Source organism: Dyella amyloliquefaciens, assembly GCF_004296575.1.
Taxonomy (GTDB): Bacteria; Pseudomonadota; Gammaproteobacteria; order Xanthomonadales; family Rhodanobacteraceae; genus Dyella; species Dyella amyloliquefaciens.
Map to the genome: position 1 here is coordinate 139,149 of NZ_SAYT01000003.1, position 21,545 is coordinate 160,693.

Below are 21,545 nucleotides of genomic sequence, written 5' to 3' on the forward strand. Positions count from 1 at the left end.
AGCCGGCCCCCGGGCCTGCTGCTAGACTTCGCTGCCAGGAGGGCGCATGAGCCAAGCGAACGACGACAATCTGATCTGGATCGATCTGGAAATGACCGGCCTCGATACGGACAACGACTCCATTCTGGAGATCGCCACCATCGTCACCGACAAGGACCTTCGCATACTCGCCGAAGGGCCGGTGTTTGCCATCCATCATCCGCTGGACCGCCTCGAAAGCATGGATGCATGGAACCGCAACCAGCACCGTCGGTCCGGTCTCTGGGACCAGGTCGTTGCCTCGGCGGACGATCACGCCGCCGCCGAGCAGGCCACGTTGAATTTCCTCAAGGAATGGGTACCGCCGGGCAAGTCGCCCATGTGCGGCAACTCCATCTGTCAGGATCGCCGCTTCCTTCACCGGGAGATGCCGCGGCTGGAGCGCTTCTTCCACTACCGCAACCTCGACGTGTCCACGCTGAAGGAGCTGGCACGCCGCTGGGCGCCAGGCGTCGGCAAGGGTTTCTCCAAGGAATCCGCGCACACGGCCCTGTCGGATATCCGCGATTCGATCGACGAGTTGCGCTATTACCGCCAGTTCATGGGGCCGCTGGGCGGCGAGTCCTGACGCACTTCATCAACGGGAGTCTTCATGTCCCTTGACCTGTTCGCTCCCGTGCTCGACTGCGCCGGTCGGCCGCTGAAGCTCGATCGCGCGCGCGTGGTCGGCATCCTCAACGTCACGCCCGACTCCTTCTCCGACGGCGGCAGTTACGCCAGTCTTGACGCGGCCGTGGCACATGGCCTGCGCATGGTGGAAGAGGGCGCGGACATGCTGGATATCGGTGGCGAATCCACGCGTCCTGGCGCCGCCGACGTATCGGTGGAGGACGAGCTGTCCCGCGTGGTGCCGGTGCTCCAGCAGCTGGCCGCCAAGACCACCGTGCCGCTGGCCATCGACACCTCCAAACCGGAGGTGATGCGGGCCGCCGTGGCGGCTGGCGCCGGCATGGTCAACGACGTGTATGCGTTGCGTCGCGAGGGTGCCCTGGATGCGGTCGCCGAGCTGGGTGTGCCGGTGTGCCTCATGCACATGCTGGGCGAGCCGCGCAGCATGCAGGACGACCCGCAATACGACGACGTGGTGGGCGAGGTCCATCGCTTCCTGACGGACCGCCTGTTCGCCTGCGAAATGTCGGGCATCGACCGCCGCAAGGTCATGGTCGATCCCGGCTTCGGCTTCGGCAAGACGCTGGAGCACAACCTGGCGTTGCTGCGCGCGCTGGAGCGGTTCGCCAACCTCGGCAGCGGCGTGTACGCGGGCCTGTCCCGCAAGTCGATGATCGGTGCCATGACCGGACGCCAAGTGGCGGCTGAACGGGCGTCCGGTTCGGTGGCCGCGGCACTTGTCGCGGTTCAGCGTGGTGCGCGCATGGTTCGCGTTCACGACGTGGCTGCCACGGTCGACGCGTTGGCCGTGTGGCATGCAATACAAGCAGGCGATACCCCGGTGCGCCGCGATCCCAAGCCGTCCGCGCCCCGTTGGCCGGACGACGAATAAGACAATGGAATAAGGGCAAGGAGCGCGCGTTGACCGCGCGGGCCTTTGGAGTGCAGCCATGACGCAACGCAAGTATTTTGGAACGGACGGCATTCGTGGCCTGGTGGGCGAGTGGCCCATCAGCGCGGACTTCATGCTGAAACTCGGTCGCGCCGTCGGCGTGGTGCTGGCACGCCAGGGCCATGTCCGCCCGAAAGTGCTGATCGGCAAGGACACGCGCGTTTCCGGCTACATGTTCGAAGCCGCACTGGAAGCCGGCCTCGTTGCGGCGGGCGCGGACGTGGGCTTGCTGGGCCCGATGCCCACTCCCGCAGTGGCCTTCCTCACCCGCTCCCTGCGGGCCGATGCGGGCATCGTCATCAGCGCCTCGCACAACCCGCACCACGACAACGGCATCAAGTTCTTCTCCGCCGATGGCGAGAAGCTCTCCGATGAGACCGAGCTGGAGATCGAGCAGGAGCTGGAGCTCGAGTTCACCACCGTCCCGTCAGAACGACTGGGCAAGGCGATCCGCGTTGCCGACGCGGTGACGCGCTATGCCGAGTTCTGCAAGTCCACCGTCGAGGAAGACTTCAGCCTGCGTGGCATGAAGATCGCACTCGACTGCGCCAATGGCGCGACCTACCAGGTGGCCCCCAAGGTGTTCTCCGAGCTGGGTGCGCAGGTGACTACCATCGGCGACCGGCCGGACGGCTTCAATATCAATCGCGCCGTCGGTTCCACTCACCCGCAGGCGCTGCAACTCGCCGTGCTGGAGCAGGGGGCGGATATCGGCATCGCGTTTGATGGCGACGGCGATCGCGTGCAGCTGGTCGACCGTAACGGCGAAATCGCCGACGGCGACGACATCCTCTATGTGCTGGCCCATGCCTGGCACGCCAACGGGCAGCTCGAAGGTCCGGTGGTCGGCACGCTGATGAGCAATTACGGCCTGCAGCTGGCATTGAGCAAGCTGAACGTCTCGCTGATCCGCGCGAACGTGGGCGACCGCTACGTGCTGCAGCAGATGAAGCAGAACCAGGGCAACCTGGGCGGTGAAACCTCTGGCCACATCCTGTGCCTGGATCGCGCCACCACGGGTGACGGCATCGTCGCCGCGCTGGCCGTGCTGGAAGCGCTCAAGCAGTCCGGGCAGGACCTCATGGAGGCCCGCCGTGGCCTGCAAAAGATGCCCCAGACCATGATCAACGTACGTGCCGACGGCGCCCGCGAGGCGCTGGACGGTAATGCCGTGCGCGAGGCGCTGGCCGAGATCGAGCAGGCCCTGGCCGGCCGGGGCCGCGTGGTGCTGCGGGCTTCCGGCACCGAACCGGTGGTTCGCGTCACCGTGGAGGCCGCCGACGAGGCCGAGGTTCGCCAGTTGGCCGAAAGGTTGGCTGATGTCGTAAAATCATCGGCAGAACGCTCGTGAGCCTGTAAGAGCCTGAGCAGCTCTACACCCAGGTCGCCAAGGATTGGCCCGACGTGCCCCGCCCCTGCGGTGGCGGATTGACGAGTCTGTTCAACATCTCCATGCAGCCCGCGCCGGCATGGCCGGCCCGGCGGGGCAGCCCCGGCGGCTGCATGGAGATGTTGAGCAGCCTCCAAATGGACCGCACGCACTACCTGTGGACAAGCCATGAAGAAAGTTCCGACCCTCGACATCCGTCGATATGACACTGACCGTGTCGCTTTCGTTGCCGAACTGGGCAACGCCTACCGCGAATTCGGCTTCTGCTGCATCAGCGGTCACGGCATCCCGCGCGAGCTGATCGACGGCGCCTACGACTCGTTCCAGCGCTTCTTCGCGCTGCCGACCGACACCAAGATGAAGTACCACGTGACCGGCAGTGGCGGCGCGCGTGGCTACACGCCTTACAAGGTGGAGACGGCGAAGGACAGCAAGCACGCCGACCTCAAGGAGTTCTGGCACATCGGCCGCGAGATTTCGCGCGACTCGAAGTTTGCCGACGTGATGCCGCCGAACATCTGGCCGGAAGAAATCACCGACTTCAAGCAGAACGGCTACGGCCTGTTCGACGCACTGGACCAGCTCGGTTCGCGCGTGCTGCGCGCGCTGGCGCTGCATATCGACCTGCCCGAGCATTTCTTCGACGACAAGATCGACCAGGGCAATTCCATCCTGCGTCCGATCCACTACCCGCCGATCACCGAAGACAACATCCCGAACGTGCGTGCGGGCGCACATGAAGACATCAACTTCATCACGCTGCTGGTCGGTGCCAGCGCCGAAGGCCTGGAAGTGCTCACGCGCGAAGGCGAGTGGCTGCCGATCACCACCGAAGGCGACGCCATCGTGGTGAACATCGGCGACATGCTGCAGCGCCTGACCAACCACGTGTATCCGTCCACCAGCCATCGCGTGGTGAACCCGCAGAACGACAACGCCCGCAAGCCGCGCTACTCGGTGCCGTATTTCCTGCATCCGAACCCGGACGTGGTGCTCGATCCGTTGCCGCAGACCGTTACCGCGGAAAACCCCAGCCGCTACGACACCAGCATTACTTCGCATGAGTACCTGCTGCAGCGCCTGCGTGAGATCAAGCTGATCTGACAGGCTTCAGGCCCTCTCTCTCCGGGGAGAGGGCTGGAGTGAGGGGCGGGTGCTCGCGACAGCGCTACCTCTCCCTCTCCTGTAGGAGCGCACCCAGTGCGCGAAAAGCCAACGGAGCGGTGACGCCGTAACGCCGCGGTCGCGCAGTGGGTGCGCTCCTACAAAAGGTAGTTCGCGGCCCTGCAGACGGTCACTGCGGAAAACCCCAGCCGCTATGACACCAGCATTACTTCGCATGAGTACCTGCTGCAGCGTCTGCGTGAGATCAAGCTGATCTGACAGGCTTCAGGCCCTCTCCCTCCGGGGAGAGGGCTGGGGTGAGGGGCGGGTGTTCGCGACAGCGCTGCCTCTCCCTCTCCTGTAGGAGCGCACCCAGTGCGCGAAAAGCCAACGGAGCGGTGACGCCGTAACGCCGCGGTCGCGCACTGGGTGCGCTCCTACAAAGGGTAGTTCACGGCCCTGGTGTGCCTCCCAATATCGTGCGGCCACTTCATCCCTCGCCCGGGCCGGCCACCCACGCACACATGACTTGTGGTCGATCCCCCAGCTCGCGGGCCCTACTACGCTGGCCACTCCAGCAAGGAGTGCCCCGCCATGCGCCTGAAGCCCTTCCTCTGTGTCATCAGCCTGCTGTCCAGCGCCGCCATGGCGTCGACCGACGCGCCCCTTCGTGACTTCACCGACCTGCAAGGCACATGGACTTGCCACGGCGTCTTTCCCGCCAGCGGCAAGACCATCGATTCCACCGTGCGTTTCGCGCTCGACCTCGACGGCAAGGCGCTGGTCAAACACCACGACGACACGTCGCCGCCGGCTCTCTACCACGCGCTCGAAGCCTGGGGCTACGACGCGAAGAACCAGCGCTACAACGCCACCATCCTCGACAGCTTCGGCGGTGCGCGCCTGTTCTCATCGACCGGCTGGAAGGACGACCAGCTGGTGTGGAGTTCCGCGTCGGAGGTAAAGCCCGCGCAGCGCTTTACCTATGTGCGCGAAGGCCATGACGGCCTTCGCATCGATTGGGAAGTGGAGCGGGACGGGGCGTTCGTGATCGGCGATACGTTGCACTGCTCACGCCACGACGGCACTCACTGATGGGATTCCAGCGCGCGATAGCGACGCGACTCGCGTGCTGACAACGAAAGCGCCAACCGATCGGGCAGCAGCTTGACCAGCGCCTTGATGAAACGATTGACGCCGCCCGTCACGTGCACGATCTCGCCGCGTTCGACCGCGTCGTATCCCTCGCGAACCACGGCCTCCGCCGTCTGCCACATGAACTTCGGCAGCTTGTTCATCAGCTCACGGGTGCCGGTGACGTCGTGGAATTCCGACCAGGTGAAGCCGGGGCACAGTGCGCAGACATTCACGCCGAGATGGCGGTTCTCCAGCGCGAGCGATTGCGAGAACTTGATCAGATAGGCCTTGCTGGCTGCGTAAAGCGTATGGCCCGCGGATCCCGGCACGTGCCCCGCCAGTGAAGCCACGTTGATGATGCGGCCGTAGCCACGCTGGCGCATGCCGGGCAGCAGTCGCCAGGCCAGTTCGGCCGGCGCGGTCATCAGGACGCGGATGAAGGCCTCGTGCGTGGCCCAGTCGTTTGCCTCAAACGTCCCCGGCACGCCGTAGCCGGCGTTGTTCACCAGCCAGTCCACCGTCAGACCACGCTGGGCGATCGTGTCGCACAGCACGGCCACCGCCTGCGGGTCCGCCAGGTCGGCCGGGAGCACGGTGACGGTGCAGCCGTGTCGCGTACTCAGTTCATTGGCCAGCGATTCCAGGCGCTCGACGCGTCTGGCCGTCAGTATGAGATCGTGTCCGCGTGCCGCCAGATCGCGGGCGAAGGTGGCACCAATACCGGCGGAGGCACCCGTAACGAGGGTGGTTGGACGGGCTGGCGGCATCAACTGGTCTCCTTGTGGTTTGGTGAATTTTTGCCCTGCAGGCAATGGGTTGTCGGTGCTGGCATTGCTGGCGGCTTGCTCGCTCGCTATGCTTTCGCGTTTACACGCAACGGAATAGCGATATGCGCAAGAAGCTCGTCGCAGGCAACTGGAAGATGCATGGTAGCCGCAGCATGGCCACCACTCTGGTGGGCGACATCGTCGCCGCGCTGCCTTCTTCCATCGACGTGGCCGTGTTCCCGCCATTCCCGTATCTGGGCGAGCTGGCCGTCCAGCACGTCGGTTCGGGCCTGGGTTTCGGTGCGCAGGACGTGAGCGAACACGACGGGCAGGGCGCCTACACCGGCGAAGTGTCGGCGGCGATGCTGGCCGACCTGGGGGCGCAGTGGGTCATCGTGGGCCACTCCGAGCGCCGCCAGTACCACCATGAAACCGACAAGATGGTGGCCCACAAGTTTGCGGCGGCACGCGCCGGTGGGCTGACCCCGATCCTCTGCGTGGGTGAGACGCTGGCCGAGCGCGAGGCGCATCTCACCGAGGCCGTGGTGGCCCGCCAGCTCAAGGCGGTGATCGAGCACAACGGCATCGACAGCTTCGCCACCGCCGTCATCGCATACGAGCCGATCTGGGCCATTGGCACCGGTCACACCGCTTCGCCGGAGCAGGCACAGCACGTGCATGCATTCATCCGTAGCCAACTCGGAAAAGAAGATGCTATGATTGCCCGTCTGACCCGGCTGCTTTATGGCGGCAGTGTCAAAGCGGCGAATGCTGCGGACTTGTTCGCGCAGTCGGACGTGGATGGAGGATTGATCGGAGGCGCCTCTTTGGTGGCTGCCGATTTCCTGGGAATCTGCGCTGCGGCGCACTAAGCGCTACGGACTCTTAAGAGAACCATGTTCGTCATCTTCAGCGTCTTCTACATCTTGATCGCCGCGGCGATGATCGTGCTGATCCTCATTCAGCGCGGCGCCGGCGCGGACGCGGGCTCAGGCTTCGGTGGTGGTGCATCCGCTACCGTATTCGGTGCGCGTGGCTCGGCAAGCTTCCTCACCCGCACCACGGGTGTGCTCGCTGCGCTGTTCTTCGTGCTCAGCCTTGGCATGGGTATGTACCTCGGCCATCACGGTGCGCCGCAGAGCTCCAACGGCAGCGATCTCGGCGTGATGTCCGGTCTTGCCAACAAGCCGGCTGCAACGCAGAATGCGCAGCCCGCCGCTCCGGCCAACGCGGAAATCCCGCAGGCCACGAAGCCGGCAAGCCAGGGCGATGTCCCGGCAGCCACCGCTCCGGCCAAGGCCACAAGCGATGTGCCGCCCGCGACGGAACCCGCAAAGAAAAATTAAGTAGTACACCTGCCCAGGTGGCGGAATTGGTAGACGCACTACCTTGAGGTGGTAGCGCCGAGAGGCGTGGGGGTTCGAGTCCCCCCTTGGGCACCATATGTAAGTTTCCGGACGTTTCCTGCAGTCCGGTAACAGTTAAAGAAACCCGCCGACAGGCGGGTTTTTTTATGCCTGAATGTCTGGAGGCGCCGCTATCTGCTGTTCTTTGCTTTGAGTAAGGACTGGCATAGCCTGCTCAATTCACGGTTCAGGACGCAACGGGGGTTACACCATGGCCATACAAGATCAGCCCGCTTACATCATCAGGATGCGCGCCAAGCCGGGCATGGGCGACAAGTTGTTTGAACTGGCCACTATCGGGATGATGAAGTCCGGGGCCTCTGATCGATTCATCATCGCTCGTGAGGACCAGGATCCGGACGTGCTCTGGAACATTGAAGTCTTCAAATCGAACGAAGCGAAGGCCGGTTATGAAAGCAGCCCGCTGGCTGATCAATTGCGCGATGAAATCCTCGGCCTCTTGGCCGAAGCGCCCATGCGCGTCGCGGTTCATCCGTATTCTGCCCTTCCCATTATTGAGACCTAACGATCCATTTGGGGGGGCGGAAGATGTAGGCGGGGCGACGCATTTTGGGTGTTTCCGCATGGCGGGATGCCGTCAGCGTAAAGTTCGCATTCGGCCCAAAAGCAGACCTTAGAAAGTTCGCGCAGGCGCAAAGGGGAAGTTCATGCCATCTGAAAAAGTCACGCGGATATTGACCAAGCGTGGACTGCCAGACGCGGACATCGCCGCCATGTCCGAGGCCCAGGCTTGGGACTACGTCTACGCCACCGAACCACCCAAGCGTGAGAAGGGACTAGAAGTCTGCTTTACGGGCTTTGCCGATGCCGAGAAGGCGGAACTTGTAGCTATGGCCAGGCAGGCCAATATGACTGTGGTCACCAGGGTGACAGTGAGCCTATTCATCTTGTGCGCTGGTCCTGCGCCAGGGGCCGCCAAGATCAAGCACGCGACGGCGCAAGGCGCCCGCATAGTCAGCCGCGAACAGTTGGAAGAATTCATTCAGACCGGCGAGATTTCCGCCTGAACCGCACTGAATGAATCGGCTAGAGATCCAAATAGCGGCGCGAGCTGGTGGCAAGACGGACAGAGGGGCAATCGTCAATTTACTCTGATCGCCGACAGTCCTACTGCGTCCGCTTCCGATCCGACGCAGACATAAAACGTAGAGGGAGATCGTGGCAGTCGCGACCGAAGCGCAGTCTAGGGATGTCCGGCTCCGTCGGTGCCGGTTCAACTTAGTCGCCGTGCTTATTGGCCTACTTTGGTTGTCTGGTTATGCCCTTGTCGACAGTGTGCTGGGGACTCAGTGCGACGGGGCTTACACGATTGCCAGTCTGATGGTGATCGTAGCGCTGGTGATCTTCGTCGCACCTGGCTACTTACGTTGTCCGGTATGTGGGGTTCACTTCTCCCGAGGTGGCTGCTGCGGCTCTTGCGACGTGTGTGGAGCGACCTTTGGCGTATAGAAATAGAGTCCGCTTTCGATTCGGAACGGATGTTCAAGGGGGTATTTCTGTTATGAACAGAGCTGCGCGTTTCGGGATGATTTTCGCAGTCGTTTCTGGATTTTTATCTTCAACCGCATCAGAGGCAACACCGCATTCACACGCCTATAGGCTCAGTTTTCCGCGTCTTGCGCTTCAGCCGGATGAGCAGATAGAGAGCTTCAGGGTGGTGATACCTTGCGGGCACATCGAATCAATTGTTGGTATTCCGCTTGACTGGAATATTGAAGTTACGAGGGCAGTTTCTGAAGTGGAGGAACTTCGCGCTTCGGCGGGCCATGGTGCTTCTTATGTACGACAGATGGATGAGTTCAACGGTGTTATTAACATTGTTTCGACTTCAGACGCCTGCTTCAGCGTGTCCAGCGAAATAACGGTAGTTTTTGACGACGAGAGGGTCATTAAGCTTTCTCGAAAGGAACTCGCGTTGGATCAATCCGGCACCTAGTGGTTCGTCAAGCGCGGACGGCTTCGTTGCTACTTTTGACGCCAATGCCTGATGTCCGCCTTCGACCCACAGTGGACATTCCATCGAACGCCTAGGGGGGGATTCAATGCGCTACTGGTTCTGGGCTCTTCTGGTCCTATCGCTGGCCTCGGGTCCCGTTTTTGCACAAACATCCAAGACGAAGGTAACCGGGATCTATAGCAATCTTCACTACAACCAAGAGGGGGCGACCTGCTGGGGATGGAGTTGTTAGTGATTCCCAGCGAGACTGGATACACCGCCTTCGTGCAAATAGTCGAGGGTGATGCGCCCTACACAGCGGTTGTACCAGTTGCTTTGGTAGGCTCGCAAATCTCATTCACGTTGCCATCCGGCGGCCCATATGGCGGAATGAAATTAGATGGCGAGCTGAGAGGGGCATCACTTGTCATCAAGTCGTCGGACGGAGCCAGCGAGACATTGAGGCGAGGCAAGAGCTACTGGCAATAATCGCTTTAGGAAAGCGCTTGCTTTCGCCCCAAAGTAGGTACGCGAGCATTCGCCAGAATCGGTCGTAGGTATGGATGCAGAAACCATCAATGATGAATGACGATCACATCAAGGTAGTCCACGGTCGGACGCCGGAGTCGGCGAAGATGGTGGCTGGCATCAAGCGAGCGGCGACGATTACCGCGGCACTTAACCGGTTGACGTTCAACGATGCCGACGAAGTGCGTGCGTTGCTCAGCGAACTTATCGGTCGGCCGCTGGATAGCAGTTTTATGTTGATCCCACCGTTCTACACCACCGGCGGTGACGAGATTTACATAGGGCGGAATGTCTTCATCAACCAGAACTGCACCTTCTACGATCTTGGCGGTATCCACATCGCGGATGATGTGATGATCGGGCCGAACGTAAGCATCATTACGTCTGGGCATCCGCTGGAACCGTCGCAGCGCCGATCCGTCACTATCGGGAAGCGCATCGTGATTGAGCGCAACGTTTGGATCGCGGCGGGCGCAACGATCATCGGCGGGGTGACGGTGGGCGAAAATTCGGTGGTCGCTGCAGGTTCTGTAGTCACCAAGGACGTCCCTCCCAATAGCCTCGTCGGAGGAAATCCAGCGCGGGTCATCCGCCGAGTCGACGGCTCCGTGCCGGAATAGAGAGACGCCAGGTAGTACGTCCGCTTCAGCGCCATGGCGGACATCACAGACCATTCCCGGTGTACCGTCTAACACCCGGGTCAGAGTGCACTTTCCGGCGTGGTCATCGCCGACGGCGATGGGATGACCGGAAAAGTGGAATCTGACCCTGGTTATGTTTTCCTGGATGGCAGGCTTTGCGGGCCGGGGCTCGCTTTCGCTTACTTGCTGGACAGCGTGTCCGACTGGGCCTGCGAGGTTGACGAGGCAGCCTGGATGAACAGGCCGTTCTGGTCGAACGTGAGGGACTCGGTCACCGTGTTGGCGTCGGCATGGCCGCGGAACACGCCGACAAAGGGAATCCAGCTGCCGCTGCCTTGCTTGTGCGTGTAGGCGTAGACGATCTGGATGCTGCCGTCGGGCAGCCGGGTCGAAGCGTTCGGCTTGCCAAGCTCGGCCTCCACCTGGGCGATGGTCGTTGTGCCGGGCTGGAACGTGCTGACGACACGGGGGTCCACCTTCGTGCCCGAGCTGGCGCAGCCGGCGAGCAGGGCGGAGGCGAGTAGGGCGAACTTCTTGGTCGTCACAGGGTGTCCTTACGAGGCTTGGCAGTAGGTATCGGGTCATGTCATCGGGTTATCGCCTTGAGCGGCTGGCCGATGAGAGGGAAAAGAAAACTCCCCTGATAGCACATTCTCCCTTTATTGCGCGCGCTGCACTGTTGCCGAGCGCCCATATCTAGCGACTGAGTGTGGCGTCGCGCTGCGCCTCGCGGGCCAGGTCATGGCGCGCCTGCAGCACCAGCCAGTAGAGCGGGGTCGTGCCCAGCACGATGGCAAGCCGTATGGCGTGCCGGGGACTTATGGGTCGGGCGTCGGTGAGGAACTCCCTGAGATGAGGCGCCCGGATGCCTGTGCGGCGGGCGAGCTGCTGGTGATTCATGGTTGCGGGGAGCATGTAGTCGAGCAGCAGCACCTCGCCGGGGGAGCGCAGGTGCAGTGAAGGATTGACGCTCATGCGCGGGGAGAGTTGGATCAGTTCCATGGGCTTCCCTTTCTTGTCAGGCACGACTGCACAACAGGCGGGCGCTTGCAGCCCTCTATGTCGGTGCATGCCTAGTGGCTATGTCGGTGATTGCCAGGGGGTGGCGCATCGCCGTGTCGGCCAATGCGCCGCCACGACGATCATCGAATGCGTGGCGTGTTCACTCGGGGCTCGTGGCCGAGCAGGCTGGCGTACTGCTGGAGGCAGTGGATGGCGGTGCCCAGGCTGGCCGTGAGGGCCACGGGAAGCGGCCATTCCAGCGGTCTGCCGGGGAATCCGCGTGCCTGCGCCTTGCGGCACTGCTCGCTGTCATGACGCAATCGGGACAGGGCGAGCACCGCCAGTGCGATGTCACCGCGAGTGCTGTAACGCAGGGTTTCTGGCCATGTCACACACGTGCGTGACGGGTCGCCTAGCGGAGGCGTGAGGGTGCCGTTGTGAGGAACGGGCGGCCGAATGCGTCCCGTATGATCGTGGGTAGCCATGATCAACTCTTAGGTAGTTGGTGATGGTTAGCGGGTCGTGGGTGTTCCTAGCACTCACGGCTCGCGCCTCATGACTTCGTAGTCATGGTCATTCGCGAAGCCTTTCAAAACGACAGCGCAAATGACTGCCCGACCCTAACAAGCGGGGTGGTCATCGTCTGTCAGGGTTGAGCGGGATGGATGTCCGTCTGGCCGAGGGGGAGCGTGACGGCGTCGAGCCGACAGCATGTCAGCGCCTGACCTCGTGGACTTCAGTGGCATGGGGGGGCATGCAGCTGCATTGCCTGCATCGAGGTGTGCCTTCGATCGATGGATGGCAAGCCAAGCCCGATCACTCTACGCAGCCCCGGCGGAGTGCCTAATCGACGGCGAGCGACGCCAGCCATCGCTTTGCATAGGCTTCCTGGGCGGACACCTTCACGTGCGGCGTACCGGCGGCGTCCTCGAAGATCTCGACTTCCTGCGTCGCGATTTCCCCGGGTTTGCAGACATAGGCCACAAGACCGGCCTGCGATCGGCGCGATCCCGGCGACGGCCAGACGTCCTCCCGCGAGCCGTTGCAGAGCACCTGCACACCGCGCCCCTCGAGGATGAGGCGTATCGCTTTTAGCGCGTCAAAGAAGTCTTTCGCTGCGCATATGTAGCAACGCTCCCTGTCTGTCACCGACAGACTGCAGATGCCGGTGGGGGAGCGCTCGGCCTTTATATGGACAAACGAGCCCGGGCGCCCCGAGCGCAGCACCGGCAGGTTCATGGAGAAGGGGGGAGACATATGCACTGTCCTTCCCGTTTCGCAGGGGAGATGCGGCCGTCTCGGCAGAGTTCATCAGTCAGGCGTGAGCTGATGGCTGCTTCCGGCTTGGGCCTTTTCCCCTTGGACGGTTTAGGCCAGGAAGTGCGCGGGAATGCGATGGTCGATGGGGCGTGGTTGTCTTTGATGCGTCATGAAGATGGCGAGGTGCGGGTCGTGTTGTCGGCGGTCGTCACGTCCGCGCCTGGTCGCCTTCCGTGGCGACCGGGTGGATTGATGGATCAACCTTGTTTGACGGTGGCTGCGGGCACGAAGGTGTAACCCATGGCCTGGATACCCGTCACGATCTGCTGCAGATAGCTGATATCAAGGTAGGGATGGAAGAAGAAGCTCATCACGCTGTCCTTGATGACCGTGTTGCTCGTGGCGCTCAGCAGGATGTCAGCCGGGAAACGCGGCGGATTGTTGTTGAATTCCACCAGTTCGACGTTGCCAAGCTGCTCCGGTATGACCACCGTGCCGTAGATGTCGCGCACGAGATACGGGAAGAACTCGCCATAGATCTCCGTGTAGTTGGGGGTTCCCGTTCCGCAGACGCCATTGGGGCACCAGCCCGTGGCATACAGTCCGCGGTCATAGCGTGCGGCGAACATCGAGTTGAACACCTGGTAGTCGATGGCCGATGCGGCGTAGTGCGGCGGTTCGAAGATGGTTGGCGCCTGGAGGCCAGCGTTCGCAAATCCGAGCAAGCCGTTCTGGATACGCCCCTGTGCCCATGACATGGAGTCTTCCGGAGGGGGCGTGTCGTAGATCACGTAGTTGGTCGAGCTGATGTGTGAGAGATAGAACTCGAAGTCGTCGGCGGTGACGCCGCTATAGGGGTTGTCCACGTTGGAATACTGATGCGTGTAGCCATGCATGATCAGCGTTCCGCCCTTGGATTGCATGTACTTCAGTGCGCTGACCACGGCGCGCACCTGCGCGATATGCAGTGCGACGGGTACACCGTTGTTGTAGTAGCCGTTCGGATCCAGGTAGTAGGGAATCACGGCGACACTGAAGGGGACGTTCTTGCTGAAGAGATAGTCGGCGATCGCACGCAGTTCCGTCGGGTCGGCATCCGAGCTCACATCCTCGATGCGTACGAGTGCACGCTTGCGCGCCAGCATGGCGGGGTTGGACACGGTGCCCACCAGGTCGATGGCGGCCAGATAGCGATCGTTGGGGCCGGTGTAGCTGAAGGGGACCTCGCCGATGTAGGTGAGGTTGGCACCTTTGGTGGCCCAGTTGACCACGCCGCCGGTGTCATTGGGTGCCGTAGCAAGCACCGTGGCCTTGGTGGGATCGTTGATGACCGTCGCAAGCAGGCCCGATGACACTGCCAACGCATTGCGTTGCAGGGTGACGCCCTTGTAGATCACGGAAAGCGTGTTGGTGAAGTCGAAATACATCGGCGTGAAGCCGTACTGCGTGGCGAAGTTCGTTGCGCGCGCAGACAGCTGCCAGATGTTGTCGCCCATCCACAGCACGGGTTTGGTGGTTGCCAGCACGTCATCAAGCAGCGCTGTCGGCAGGGGTTCGTCGTAGGTCGATCCGATGTAGATGAGTCCGGTGTAGCCGTTGAGTTCACCGGAAACATAATTCACCGCCTCATGCACGGTGAACTTGCTTCCATGGCTGACAAGATTGCCTGCCATGATGCCGTAGTCTTCGCCCAGCCAACCCCATTGTCCCGTGCTGTCATACAGCACGAGTGTGTTCTGCGCTGCGTTGGAACCGGGTGCACCTGCAAACGAATTCGTGGGCGTTGCAGTGGCTGCCGCGAGTAGTTTGGCGGGCTTTACACTGAGACTTGGCGTTGCTTTTGGCCTGCTCATCAAGGCCGCCAACGTTGCCTTCTTGCTTGGCAATGCGGCATCGGGTGGTGCGGGTGGAGCGGGAAGCAGTCTGGCTTCAGTGACCTGCCCAGCCGGGGATGGCAAGGGCGCGGCGTTGGCTGTGGGTATCGGGTCTGAAATCGCGGCAAATGCCAGCATGGCGGCGACCGCGAGGGACCCGAGTGCGCGCGGCGCAAAAGGCGCGAACCTGGTCATGACGAATCCTCGCAAGGATATGGAATCGATGCGCGGTATGGGTGTACGCGCGCACTGCCGAGAATGCGATTCACATCCCGATTGCCCAGGCCCCTGGTCCCGCAGTGGGGAAGCCTCGCTTTCCGTCGGCGAGCTTACCCTCGCACATCCATCGCGCGAAATTCGCTACTGGAAATAGTACTTATAGTCAAGTGCAAAGTACGGCTGTATGTGGCAATAATTTCCTGAAACTTAACGTCGACATCTCAAAAAAAGAGTGTGTCGGCTCAGGTCTCGACTCCTGATGCTTGATTGACCGTGGGCGCCGCCAGGGTGGCCGCCCTCGACCAGGGCATGTTTTTGCCTTGGGGTGGGACCGGATGCCCGGGTAGCAGAACCGTGACGACATCATCCGGGGAAGCTCATGCTCGACGTCCTGATCACCTGTGGAACGCGCCCGGAAATCATCAAGCTGGCGCCGCTCTATCACAGCCTGCGCGCCTGTGGATGGGCGCAACCACGCTGGCTACATACCGGTCAGCACGGCGACATGGCTCGCCAGATGCTCAACTGCTTCGACATCACACCCGACATCGAACTCGAGCGTGGTGGCGACAGCCTGGGCGAATTCAGCGTGCGCTGCCGGTCGTTGCTCGATGGCGTGATGAGCGACGCGTCCTGGTCGCTGGTCGTCGTGCAGGGCGACACCGAAAGCACGTTCCTTGGCGCGCTTACCGGCTTCTATCACCGCATACCGGTCGCGCATGTCGAGGCAGGGCTGCGCACCTACGATCTCGAGCGACCGTTCCCCGAGGAAGGGTTGCGCCAGATGGTGAGCCGCATCACCAACTTCCACCTGGCCCCGACCCGTCGCGCCGCCTCGGCGTTGAGCGCGGAAGCGATTCCGGAGGAGCGGATATTCATCACCGGGAACACCGTCATCGATGCCCAGCACTGGGCGACCCGGCGTCACCAGATCCGGCGCCGCGCGAACGGGCAGGGCCATCTGCTGGTGACGTCGCATCGGCGCGAGAACTGGGGCAGCGACCTGCGCGAGATCTGCTATGCCGTGGCAGACGTGGCGACTCGCCATCCGGAGCTGCAGGTGCTGTTTCCCGTGCACCTCAATCCCGTGGTGAGCCAGCCCGTACATGCGATTCTCGGTGGCCTGACCAATGTGCGGCTGACGCCACCCTTCGATTACCTGGAGATGCAGCAGGCCCTGATGGATGCCTGGCTGGTTCTCACCGATTCCGGCGGTTTGCAGGAAGAGGCGCCCACGTTCGGCGTGCCGTTGCTGGTATTGCGTACGGAGACAGAGCGGCCGGAAGCCATCGAAGCCGGCTGTGCGCAATTGGCAGGCACCCGGCGCGCATCGATCGTGAACCATGTCGAGCGCCTGTGGGCGGATCCCGAAGCACACAGCGCGATGGCACATGCAGGCAACCCGTTCGGGGACGGTCACGCCTGCGATCGCATCGTCGACTATCTCCGCGACGCGTTGATTGGCGACGAACGCCGGCGCGAAGCGGTTTGACCGTTGGAGAACCAGCATGTGGTTGCTGGATGCATTCTCGATCTATCTCTACGGCCTGAGCGTCGTCGTCACGGCGATCGCGGTGCTGATGTTGATCAGCGGTCTGGATGATCTTTTCATCGATATCGTCTATTGGCTGCGGCGGCTCTGGAAGTCGCTGTTCATCTACCGCAAGCAGCGGCGCGCCTGTTATTACGACCTGTATCGCCCGGCGGAAAGGGCGCTTGCGATCATGGTGCCGGCCTGGCACGAAACCGGTGTCATCGGAAACATGGCCGAGCTGGCCGCCACGACGCTGGATTACGAGAATTACCACATCTTCGTCGGCACCTATCCCAACGATCCCGACACCCAGCGTGACGTCGACGAGGTATGTGCCCGCTTTCCCAATGTGCACAAGGTGGTGTGTGCGCGCCCCGGGCCGACCAGCAAGGCCGACTGCCTCAACAACGTGCTCGATGCGATACTCCAGTTCGAGCGCCGGGCACGCGTGACGTTTGAAGGATTCATCCTCCATGACGCCGAGGATGTGGTCTGCGGGCTCGAACTGCGTCTGTTCAACTTTCTCGTCGAGCGCAAGGATCTGATCCAGATTCCCGTCTACCCGTTCGAGCGGCAGTGGAACAACTTCACCAGCCTGCATTACCTGGATGAGTTCGCTGAACTGCACGGCAAGGACATACCGGTGCGCGAAGCGTTGGCGGGTCAGGTGCCCAGCGCCGGCGTGGGCACCTGTTTCAGCCGGCGCGCCATCCTGGCCCTGATCGACGCCGGAAACGGCGTCGCGTTCGATGTGCAGAGCCTCACCGAGGACTACGACATCGGCTTGCGCCTCAAGGAATGGGGCATGGCCGAGATCTTCGTTCGCTTTCCGGTGCTGCGCTATCAGCGGCATCATCCGCAGACCAGCCACCTTGGACAGAACGCGCGCGATTGCAACGTGATCTGCGTGCGCGAGTACTTCCCCGACCGCCTGGAAACCGCCGTGCGGCAGAAGTCGCGCTGGATCATCGGCATCGTCTACCAAGGTTATAGAACACATGGCTGGTCGCGCGGGCCGGTGCTCAACTATTTCCTGTGGCGGGATCGCAAGGGCGCGATCAACAACTTCGTCAGTTTCGCGGCCATGCTCATCCTGTTGCAGTTGATGGCTACCTGGGTGTTCCAGCAGGTGTGGCCGAGTGCGCCGCGTTTCGTGTCGATCTTTGAAGGTCGACCCTGGTTCAACGCGATCCTGACGACAAACATCGTCCTCATGTGCAACCGGGTGTTTCAGCGCGTCGTTTTCGTTTCGGGGTATTACGGCGTCAAGCAGGGCCTGCTTTCGGTTCCGCGGCTGCTGTGGGGCAACCTGGTCAATTTCCTGGCCAACTGGAGGGCCATACGCCAGATCATCAAGACGGGCGACCCACGCCGGGTTGCCTGGGACAAGACCACGCACGACTTTCCCAGTATTGGTGGCGAGAACCGGATCAAGCGGTCGATCGACGAATTGCTGGTCGAGAATGGTTCCATCTCCAGGGCAAAGATGACCGATGCCGCAGAGCGTCGAATTGACGGCCTGCGTATCGGCAGCTCATTGATCCACGAGGGGCTGATCACGGCGGAGCAGTTGGCGAAGCCAATGGCGGACCAGATCGGCGTTCCTTGCGAGTCGGTCAACCTGGCGGAGATATCGCAGGAGCTGCTCGATTCGGTGCCCGCCAGCGTCGCGCTGCACTACGCGGTGCTGCCGTTGCGTGTCGAGTACGGCAAGCTCGTGCTTGCGAGCGAGTCCTACATCGATCCGGTATCCCTCGCCGCCATCGCGCGGCAGCTGCAGCGCCCGGTGCGTTACGTCATCGCGCACAAGGGCCAGGTCACCGTGGGCTTGCGTTGCTGCTACGCCCACGTGCGCCATCGTGACAACGAGCGCTGCCTCTTGATGGATGTCGCATCGCGGTGCGCGGGTGAGAGGCCTCAGCGCTGGTCCAGGCTGTGGGAGCGTTATGTTTCCCGCCAGGTGATGCTGGGAGAGATCCTGGTGGCACAGGGACATCTCGACGAGGTCGCGTTCAGGGCTTTGCTGCTCAGTCACTCGCGCAGTGGGAAGCCGCTCGGAGAGTTTCTTGTCGAGCAGGGCGTCATCAGTCGCGACACGCTGGATCGAGCGCTTGCGCTGCAGCGTTCGCTGCAGCCGACACTTGTCGGGCTGCTGGCGAAAGATGCGGGAGAGTTGCTGCCCCGGGTCACACCCAAAGAGAGGGCAGCGTGAACAGGTCATGGCCTGCCGGGTGTGCCGTAGCGTTTTTCGTGATGGCGCCGGCGTGGCCTGCCTGTGCGCTTGGCCAGTCATCCGATACGGAGTCGAGCCGCTATCAGCAGTTCGTGGTGTACCCACACCGGCAGGCCGGCTATGCCGCCCTGCGGGCAGGGGATGAGGGCAAGGCGATCGCGGAGTTCTCTCGCGCACGCGAACTGGCGCCACGGAATATCGACACGGCGCTCGACCTGGCCGAGGCATACCGGCACTTCGGCCATGCCGCGCAGGCCAAGCAGGTCATGGATGAGCAGCAGCGCTATACGCCTGACGATGCGCGCTTGCGCGCCTGGGAGGCGAGTGTCGGCGCGCCAGTCGTGAACTGCCAAACGGACAACGGGAACGTCTGTCGTGCCAAGCGGGGCTTCGACGACCTGAATCATGGCGACCTGGCCAAGGTGGAAACGGAGCTGGCCGCGCCGGACTTCGCCCGCAGCGCCGAGGGGCGCGCACTGCGGCATGCATTGGCCCAGCGCGCGATCTATCTCGGAGACAGTCAGCGCGCCGAAGCACAGTTCGCGATCCTGGATCGCGACGACAAGCTGAGCGCCGAGGAGCGCGGGCAATGGTTTGAACTGCTGCTCAAACAGGGCAAGCTCGATGATGCGCGCCAGTTGCAGTCGCGGGGCGGACTCGATGCACCGGCGCAGGATCTGGCCTTGGCGCAAGCCATTGCCAATACCGGCAATCGCCAACAATTGGCGGCGTACCTGGGATCGCGGCAGCCGGCTTTTGACAAGGAAACCGATGAGCGGCAATGGATATACCTGATGTCCCAGACGGGGCGCATCCAGCCGACGCTGCTGGCTGGATACACGCCGCGTTATCCCGCCAATACGATGTTTCAGGCGCGGCTGCTGGTACCGCAGGCCATGACCCATGGAGACCATGCCGCGGCCCAGCGCATGCTTGCGCGGCTTCCCGCCGACAGCTTCCGCGAAGAGCGTTTCACCCTGTACCTCGAACAGAATGACTATGCCGACGCGCGTGCAGAGGCCGAAGCCTTGATCGCCCAGCCCGAGGGCTATCGCCTGCTCGATCCCCTCAGTTACCGGTTGATGGAAGCCGGTTCGCCTTCGGATGCGAAGGCGCTGCTGATGGCGTCGTATCCCTTCACCGGCAATCCCGCGTCCGCGTCCCTGTTTGCGCGTCTGGCCGTACTCGCTGGCGAGCAACCCGCGCTCTTCGCCTCTGCCGACGATCGCGGCAAGCTAAGCCGGCCGCTGGACAACGTGCCGCTGCGAATGGCACAGGTGCGCGTGCTCGGGGCACTGCATGATTGCGACGGTATTCGCGCGGTGATGTCCGACTTTTCGCCGGACTATCCCGCCGACCTGTGGCGACAGCTGGGCGACTGCTACAGCAGTGACCGGCAAGGGTTGGCCGAATACGCGTATCAGCAGGCAAGCCGGCGTGATCCCGGTGGTGATGTGACACGTGCACTGGCTTACGAGGCCTACAGCGCCAAGGACTATGAGACGGCGCTGAAGGCCTGGCAGACGGTGCCGGTGGCGCATATGAAGCCCGATGACCTGCTTGCAGCCGCGAATACGGCGCTTGCCATCAATGAGCCGGCGATAGCGCGATCCTGGCTGGATACCTATGCCGCGCAGGGTGGACCCAAGGACCACAACTACTGGTGGTTGCTCGCACAGGCCGATGAGCCAGGCAACCCGACGCTGGCGCGCAGTGATCTGGAAAACGCCATCGCGCTGCACCCCGATGCACGCTACTACCAGCGCCTCGCCGCCCTGCAGACACAGGCCGGCGAGTCGCAACAGGCCCTGGTTTCCCTGCAGCGCGCCAGTCTGCTTGCACCGGACGATCCGCAACTCGCCGCGTCTCTCGGTTATGCCTATCTGCAGGCGGGCAAGCCGGACCAGGCCAGGGTGCAGTTCGAGCGCGCAAGCAAGGCCAATCCCGATGATCCGGCGCTGACTCGCCAGCTGTTGTATGTGCACCAGCAGATGGGCGACAACGCGGAGGCGCAAGCCTATGCCGCGAAGGCCATCGACCAGTTGGGTCCGTCCAGTGATCCTGTGGCATCGAGCAACGATCCACAGGAAGACGACGACCAGCAGCTCTACAACCTGCGGCGCTTGCACGAAGACCTGGGCCGGTCGTGGCGTTTCAACGCCGACATGTCCCTGGGCGACTCCGTATCGTCGGCGGCAAACGCGGCGGCGCCGGGCGTGTCCTATCGCAGTTATCTGCAGCTGGAAGGGCAGTACCGCTTCGATCCGAGCCTGACCGGTGGCGATATGAATACGCTTGCGGCTTATGCGCGCGTATTCGCGGGCAGCGGGGAGAATGGAAGCTTCTGGCCGGTCAATGCGCCCATGCTCGGCGTCGGCCTGCATTGGAAGCCCCTGCGTTCACAGAACATCGTCCTCACGGTCGAGCAGCAGACGCCATTGAGCAACAACCAGGACACGCATAACGACACCATGCTGCGCGCAAGCGGTTCGTGGGCGTTCGGGACGCAGTTCAGCGACGACTGGCACGCCTCGGTACAGGGCTGGATCGCGCAGAATTTCTATGTCGACCTTGCCTATTACCTTCGCGCGGAGGAGGGTGTAGGCACCCTGGATTACACATTGGGGTGGGAGCACAAGCTGATCGAGGGACAGACGATCGAGCCCTATGTCCACCTGCAATACACGGGTATCGATCGTTCCCATGGGCTGGGTTACGAAAAGGACGGCCGCATGGGCCTCGGCCTGCAGTGGAACCTTTGGTATGGCGAAACGCACTACGACGCGTATCCGCATCGGTTGAGCCTGGCGCTCGAAGGCCAGCATGCCTTTACAAGCTATCTTCGCGAGAACAACGTGGTGTTCCTCATCGTAAGGACGCAATGGTGAAAGCC

The 21,545-nt window shown here is 62.3% G+C and carries 20 protein-coding genes and 1 tRNA gene; 15 read left to right on the forward strand and 6 right to left on the reverse strand.

Annotation, left to right across the window (positions count from 1 at the left end; genetic code table 11):
- The first annotated feature begins 46 nt into the window (after positions 1-46).
- The 5 genes from orn (at position 47) to EPB08_RS09145 (ending at position 5,189) form a co-directional block, all read left to right on the forward strand.
- Positions 47-607 (forward strand): oligoribonuclease, encoded by a 561-nt coding sequence (gene orn / locus EPB08_RS09125; RefSeq protein ID WP_130618778.1) that lies wholly within the window; start codon positions 47-49, stop codon positions 605-607.
- 24 nt (positions 608-631) lie between these two features.
- Positions 632-1,540: a dihydropteroate synthase gene (gene folP / locus EPB08_RS09130; RefSeq protein ID WP_130618779.1), complete on the forward strand. Its 909-nt coding sequence runs from the start codon at positions 632-634 to the stop codon at positions 1,538-1,540.
- Positions 1,541-1,598: 58 nt separating this feature from the next.
- Entirely contained in the window at positions 1,599-2,951 is a 1,353-nt protein-coding gene (glmM, locus tag EPB08_RS09135) for a phosphoglucosamine mutase (protein ID WP_130618780.1), read from the forward strand.
- 207 nt (positions 2,952-3,158) lie between these two features.
- A complete protein-coding gene (locus EPB08_RS09140) occupies positions 3,159-4,094 on the forward strand; it encodes an isopenicillin N synthase family dioxygenase (RefSeq protein WP_130618781.1) in 936 nt (311 codons plus the stop codon).
- Between the two features lie 594 nt (positions 4,095-4,688).
- Positions 4,689-5,189, forward strand: a complete 501-nt coding sequence (locus tag EPB08_RS09145) for a hypothetical protein (RefSeq protein ID WP_130618782.1) — start codon at positions 4,689-4,691, stop codon at positions 5,187-5,189.
- Here EPB08_RS09145 and EPB08_RS09150 read toward each other — a convergent pair.
- Positions 5,183-5,998, reverse strand: a complete 816-nt coding sequence (locus EPB08_RS09150) for an SDR family NAD(P)-dependent oxidoreductase (protein ID WP_130618783.1) — start codon at positions 5,996-5,998, stop codon at positions 5,183-5,185. The genes EPB08_RS09145 and EPB08_RS09150 overlap by 7 nt on opposite strands.
- A gap of 122 nt (positions 5,999-6,120) precedes the next feature.
- Between EPB08_RS09150 and tpiA the strand changes: the two genes are divergently transcribed.
- From tpiA to EPB08_RS09185, 7 genes are all read left to right on the forward strand, one after another.
- On the forward strand, positions 6,121-6,870 hold the full coding sequence (gene tpiA, locus EPB08_RS09155) for a triose-phosphate isomerase (RefSeq protein ID WP_130618784.1): 750 nt from the start codon (positions 6,121-6,123) through the stop codon (positions 6,868-6,870).
- A gap of 24 nt (positions 6,871-6,894) precedes the next feature.
- Positions 6,895-7,344, forward strand: a complete 450-nt coding sequence (secG, locus tag EPB08_RS09160) for a preprotein translocase subunit SecG (protein ID WP_130618785.1) — start codon at positions 6,895-6,897, stop codon at positions 7,342-7,344.
- A gap of 11 nt (positions 7,345-7,355) precedes the next feature.
- Positions 7,356-7,440, forward strand: a tRNA-Leu gene (locus EPB08_RS09165).
- Between the two features lie 175 nt (positions 7,441-7,615).
- Positions 7,616-7,930, forward strand: coding sequence for a putative quinol monooxygenase (locus EPB08_RS21145; RefSeq protein ID WP_205746320.1), 315 nt, complete (start codon positions 7,616-7,618; stop codon positions 7,928-7,930).
- 142 nt (positions 7,931-8,072) lie between these two features.
- Positions 8,073-8,432, forward strand: coding sequence for a BRCT domain-containing protein (locus EPB08_RS09175; RefSeq protein WP_130618786.1), 360 nt, complete (start codon positions 8,073-8,075; stop codon positions 8,430-8,432).
- 494 nt (positions 8,433-8,926) lie between these two features.
- Positions 8,927-9,361 (forward strand): hypothetical protein, encoded by a 435-nt coding sequence (locus EPB08_RS09180; RefSeq protein ID WP_130618787.1) that lies wholly within the window; start codon positions 8,927-8,929, stop codon positions 9,359-9,361.
- Positions 9,362-9,942: 581 nt separating this feature from the next.
- On the forward strand, positions 9,943-10,509 hold the full coding sequence (locus EPB08_RS09185; protein WP_229238277.1) for a sugar O-acetyltransferase: 567 nt from the start codon (positions 9,943-9,945) through the stop codon (positions 10,507-10,509).
- A 200-nt stretch (positions 10,510-10,709) separates the two neighbouring features.
- Here EPB08_RS09185 and EPB08_RS09190 read toward each other — a convergent pair whose 3' ends face one another.
- From EPB08_RS09190 to EPB08_RS09210, 5 genes are all read right to left on the reverse strand, one after another.
- On the reverse strand, positions 10,710-11,075 hold the full coding sequence (locus EPB08_RS09190; RefSeq protein WP_130618789.1) for a hypothetical protein: 366 nt from the start codon (positions 11,073-11,075) through the stop codon (positions 10,710-10,712).
- A gap of 151 nt (positions 11,076-11,226) precedes the next feature.
- A complete protein-coding gene (locus EPB08_RS09195) occupies positions 11,227-11,532 on the reverse strand; it encodes a HigA family addiction module antitoxin (protein WP_165418456.1) in 306 nt (101 codons plus the stop codon).
- A 140-nt stretch (positions 11,533-11,672) separates the two neighbouring features.
- The gene (locus EPB08_RS09200) at positions 11,673-12,017 is read right to left on the reverse strand and encodes a hypothetical protein (protein WP_130618791.1); all 345 of its coding nucleotides are present in this window, start codon (positions 12,015-12,017) and stop codon (positions 11,673-11,675) included.
- 358 nt (positions 12,018-12,375) lie between these two features.
- A complete protein-coding gene (locus tag EPB08_RS09205) occupies positions 12,376-12,789 on the reverse strand; it encodes a hypothetical protein (protein ID WP_130618792.1) in 414 nt (137 codons plus the stop codon).
- 260 nt (positions 12,790-13,049) lie between these two features.
- A complete protein-coding gene (locus EPB08_RS09210; protein WP_205746321.1) occupies positions 13,050-14,519 on the reverse strand; it encodes a DUF2334 domain-containing protein in 1,470 nt (489 codons plus the stop codon).
- Positions 14,520-15,264: 745 nt separating this feature from the next.
- Between EPB08_RS09210 and wecB the strand changes: the two genes are divergently transcribed.
- From wecB to EPB08_RS09225, 3 genes are read left to right on the forward strand one after another with little or no spacing between them, the layout of a single operon-like run.
- Positions 15,265-16,377 (forward strand): non-hydrolyzing UDP-N-acetylglucosamine 2-epimerase, encoded by a 1,113-nt coding sequence (gene wecB, locus EPB08_RS09215; RefSeq protein ID WP_130618794.1) that lies wholly within the window; start codon positions 15,265-15,267, stop codon positions 16,375-16,377.
- 16 nt (positions 16,378-16,393) lie between these two features.
- Positions 16,394-18,631, forward strand: coding sequence for a glycosyl transferase family protein (locus EPB08_RS09220; protein WP_130618795.1), 2,238 nt, complete (start codon positions 16,394-16,396; stop codon positions 18,629-18,631).
- Positions 18,628-21,540 carry an NfrA family protein gene (locus tag EPB08_RS09225; RefSeq protein WP_130618796.1) on the forward strand — a complete coding sequence of 971 codons (2,913 nt, stop codon included), beginning with the start codon at positions 18,628-18,630 and terminating at the stop codon, positions 21,538-21,540. The genes EPB08_RS09220 and EPB08_RS09225 overlap by 4 nt, the downstream gene beginning before the upstream one ends.
- Positions 21,541-21,545: the final 5 nt, after the last annotated feature.

Coding starts and splice junctions, on each gene's coding strand:
- orn (WP_130618778.1), top strand. CDS start 47: ATGAGCCAAGCGAACGACGACAATCTGATCTGGATCGATCTGGAAATG.
- folP (WP_130618779.1), top strand. CDS start 632: ATGTCCCTTGACCTGTTCGCTCCCGTGCTCGACTGCGCCGGTCGGCCG.
- glmM (WP_130618780.1), top strand. CDS start 1,599: ATGACGCAACGCAAGTATTTTGGAACGGACGGCATTCGTGGCCTGGTG.
- EPB08_RS09140 (WP_130618781.1), top strand. CDS start 3,159: ATGAAGAAAGTTCCGACCCTCGACATCCGTCGATATGACACTGACCGT.
- EPB08_RS09145 (WP_130618782.1), top strand. CDS start 4,689: ATGCGCCTGAAGCCCTTCCTCTGTGTCATCAGCCTGCTGTCCAGCGCC.
- EPB08_RS09150 (WP_130618783.1), bottom strand. CDS start 5,998: ATGCCGCCAGCCCGTCCAACCACCCTCGTTACGGGTGCCTCCGCCGGT.
- tpiA (WP_130618784.1), top strand. CDS start 6,121: ATGCGCAAGAAGCTCGTCGCAGGCAACTGGAAGATGCATGGTAGCCGC.
- secG (WP_130618785.1), top strand. CDS start 6,895: ATGTTCGTCATCTTCAGCGTCTTCTACATCTTGATCGCCGCGGCGATG.
- EPB08_RS21145 (WP_205746320.1), top strand. CDS start 7,616: ATGGCCATACAAGATCAGCCCGCTTACATCATCAGGATGCGCGCCAAG.
- EPB08_RS09175 (WP_130618786.1), top strand. CDS start 8,073: ATGCCATCTGAAAAAGTCACGCGGATATTGACCAAGCGTGGACTGCCA.
- EPB08_RS09180 (WP_130618787.1), top strand. CDS start 8,927: ATGAACAGAGCTGCGCGTTTCGGGATGATTTTCGCAGTCGTTTCTGGA.
- EPB08_RS09185 (WP_229238277.1), top strand. CDS start 9,943: ATGAATGACGATCACATCAAGGTAGTCCACGGTCGGACGCCGGAGTCG.
- EPB08_RS09195 (WP_165418456.1), bottom strand. CDS start 11,532: ATGGAACTGATCCAACTCTCCCCGCGCATGAGCGTCAATCCTTCACTG.
- EPB08_RS09200 (WP_130618791.1), bottom strand. CDS start 12,017: ATGGCTACCCACGATCATACGGGACGCATTCGGCCGCCCGTTCCTCAC.
- EPB08_RS09205 (WP_130618792.1), bottom strand. CDS start 12,789: ATGTCTCCCCCCTTCTCCATGAACCTGCCGGTGCTGCGCTCGGGGCGC.
- wecB (WP_130618794.1), top strand. CDS start 15,265: ATGCTCGACGTCCTGATCACCTGTGGAACGCGCCCGGAAATCATCAAG.
- EPB08_RS09220 (WP_130618795.1), top strand. CDS start 16,394: ATGTGGTTGCTGGATGCATTCTCGATCTATCTCTACGGCCTGAGCGTC.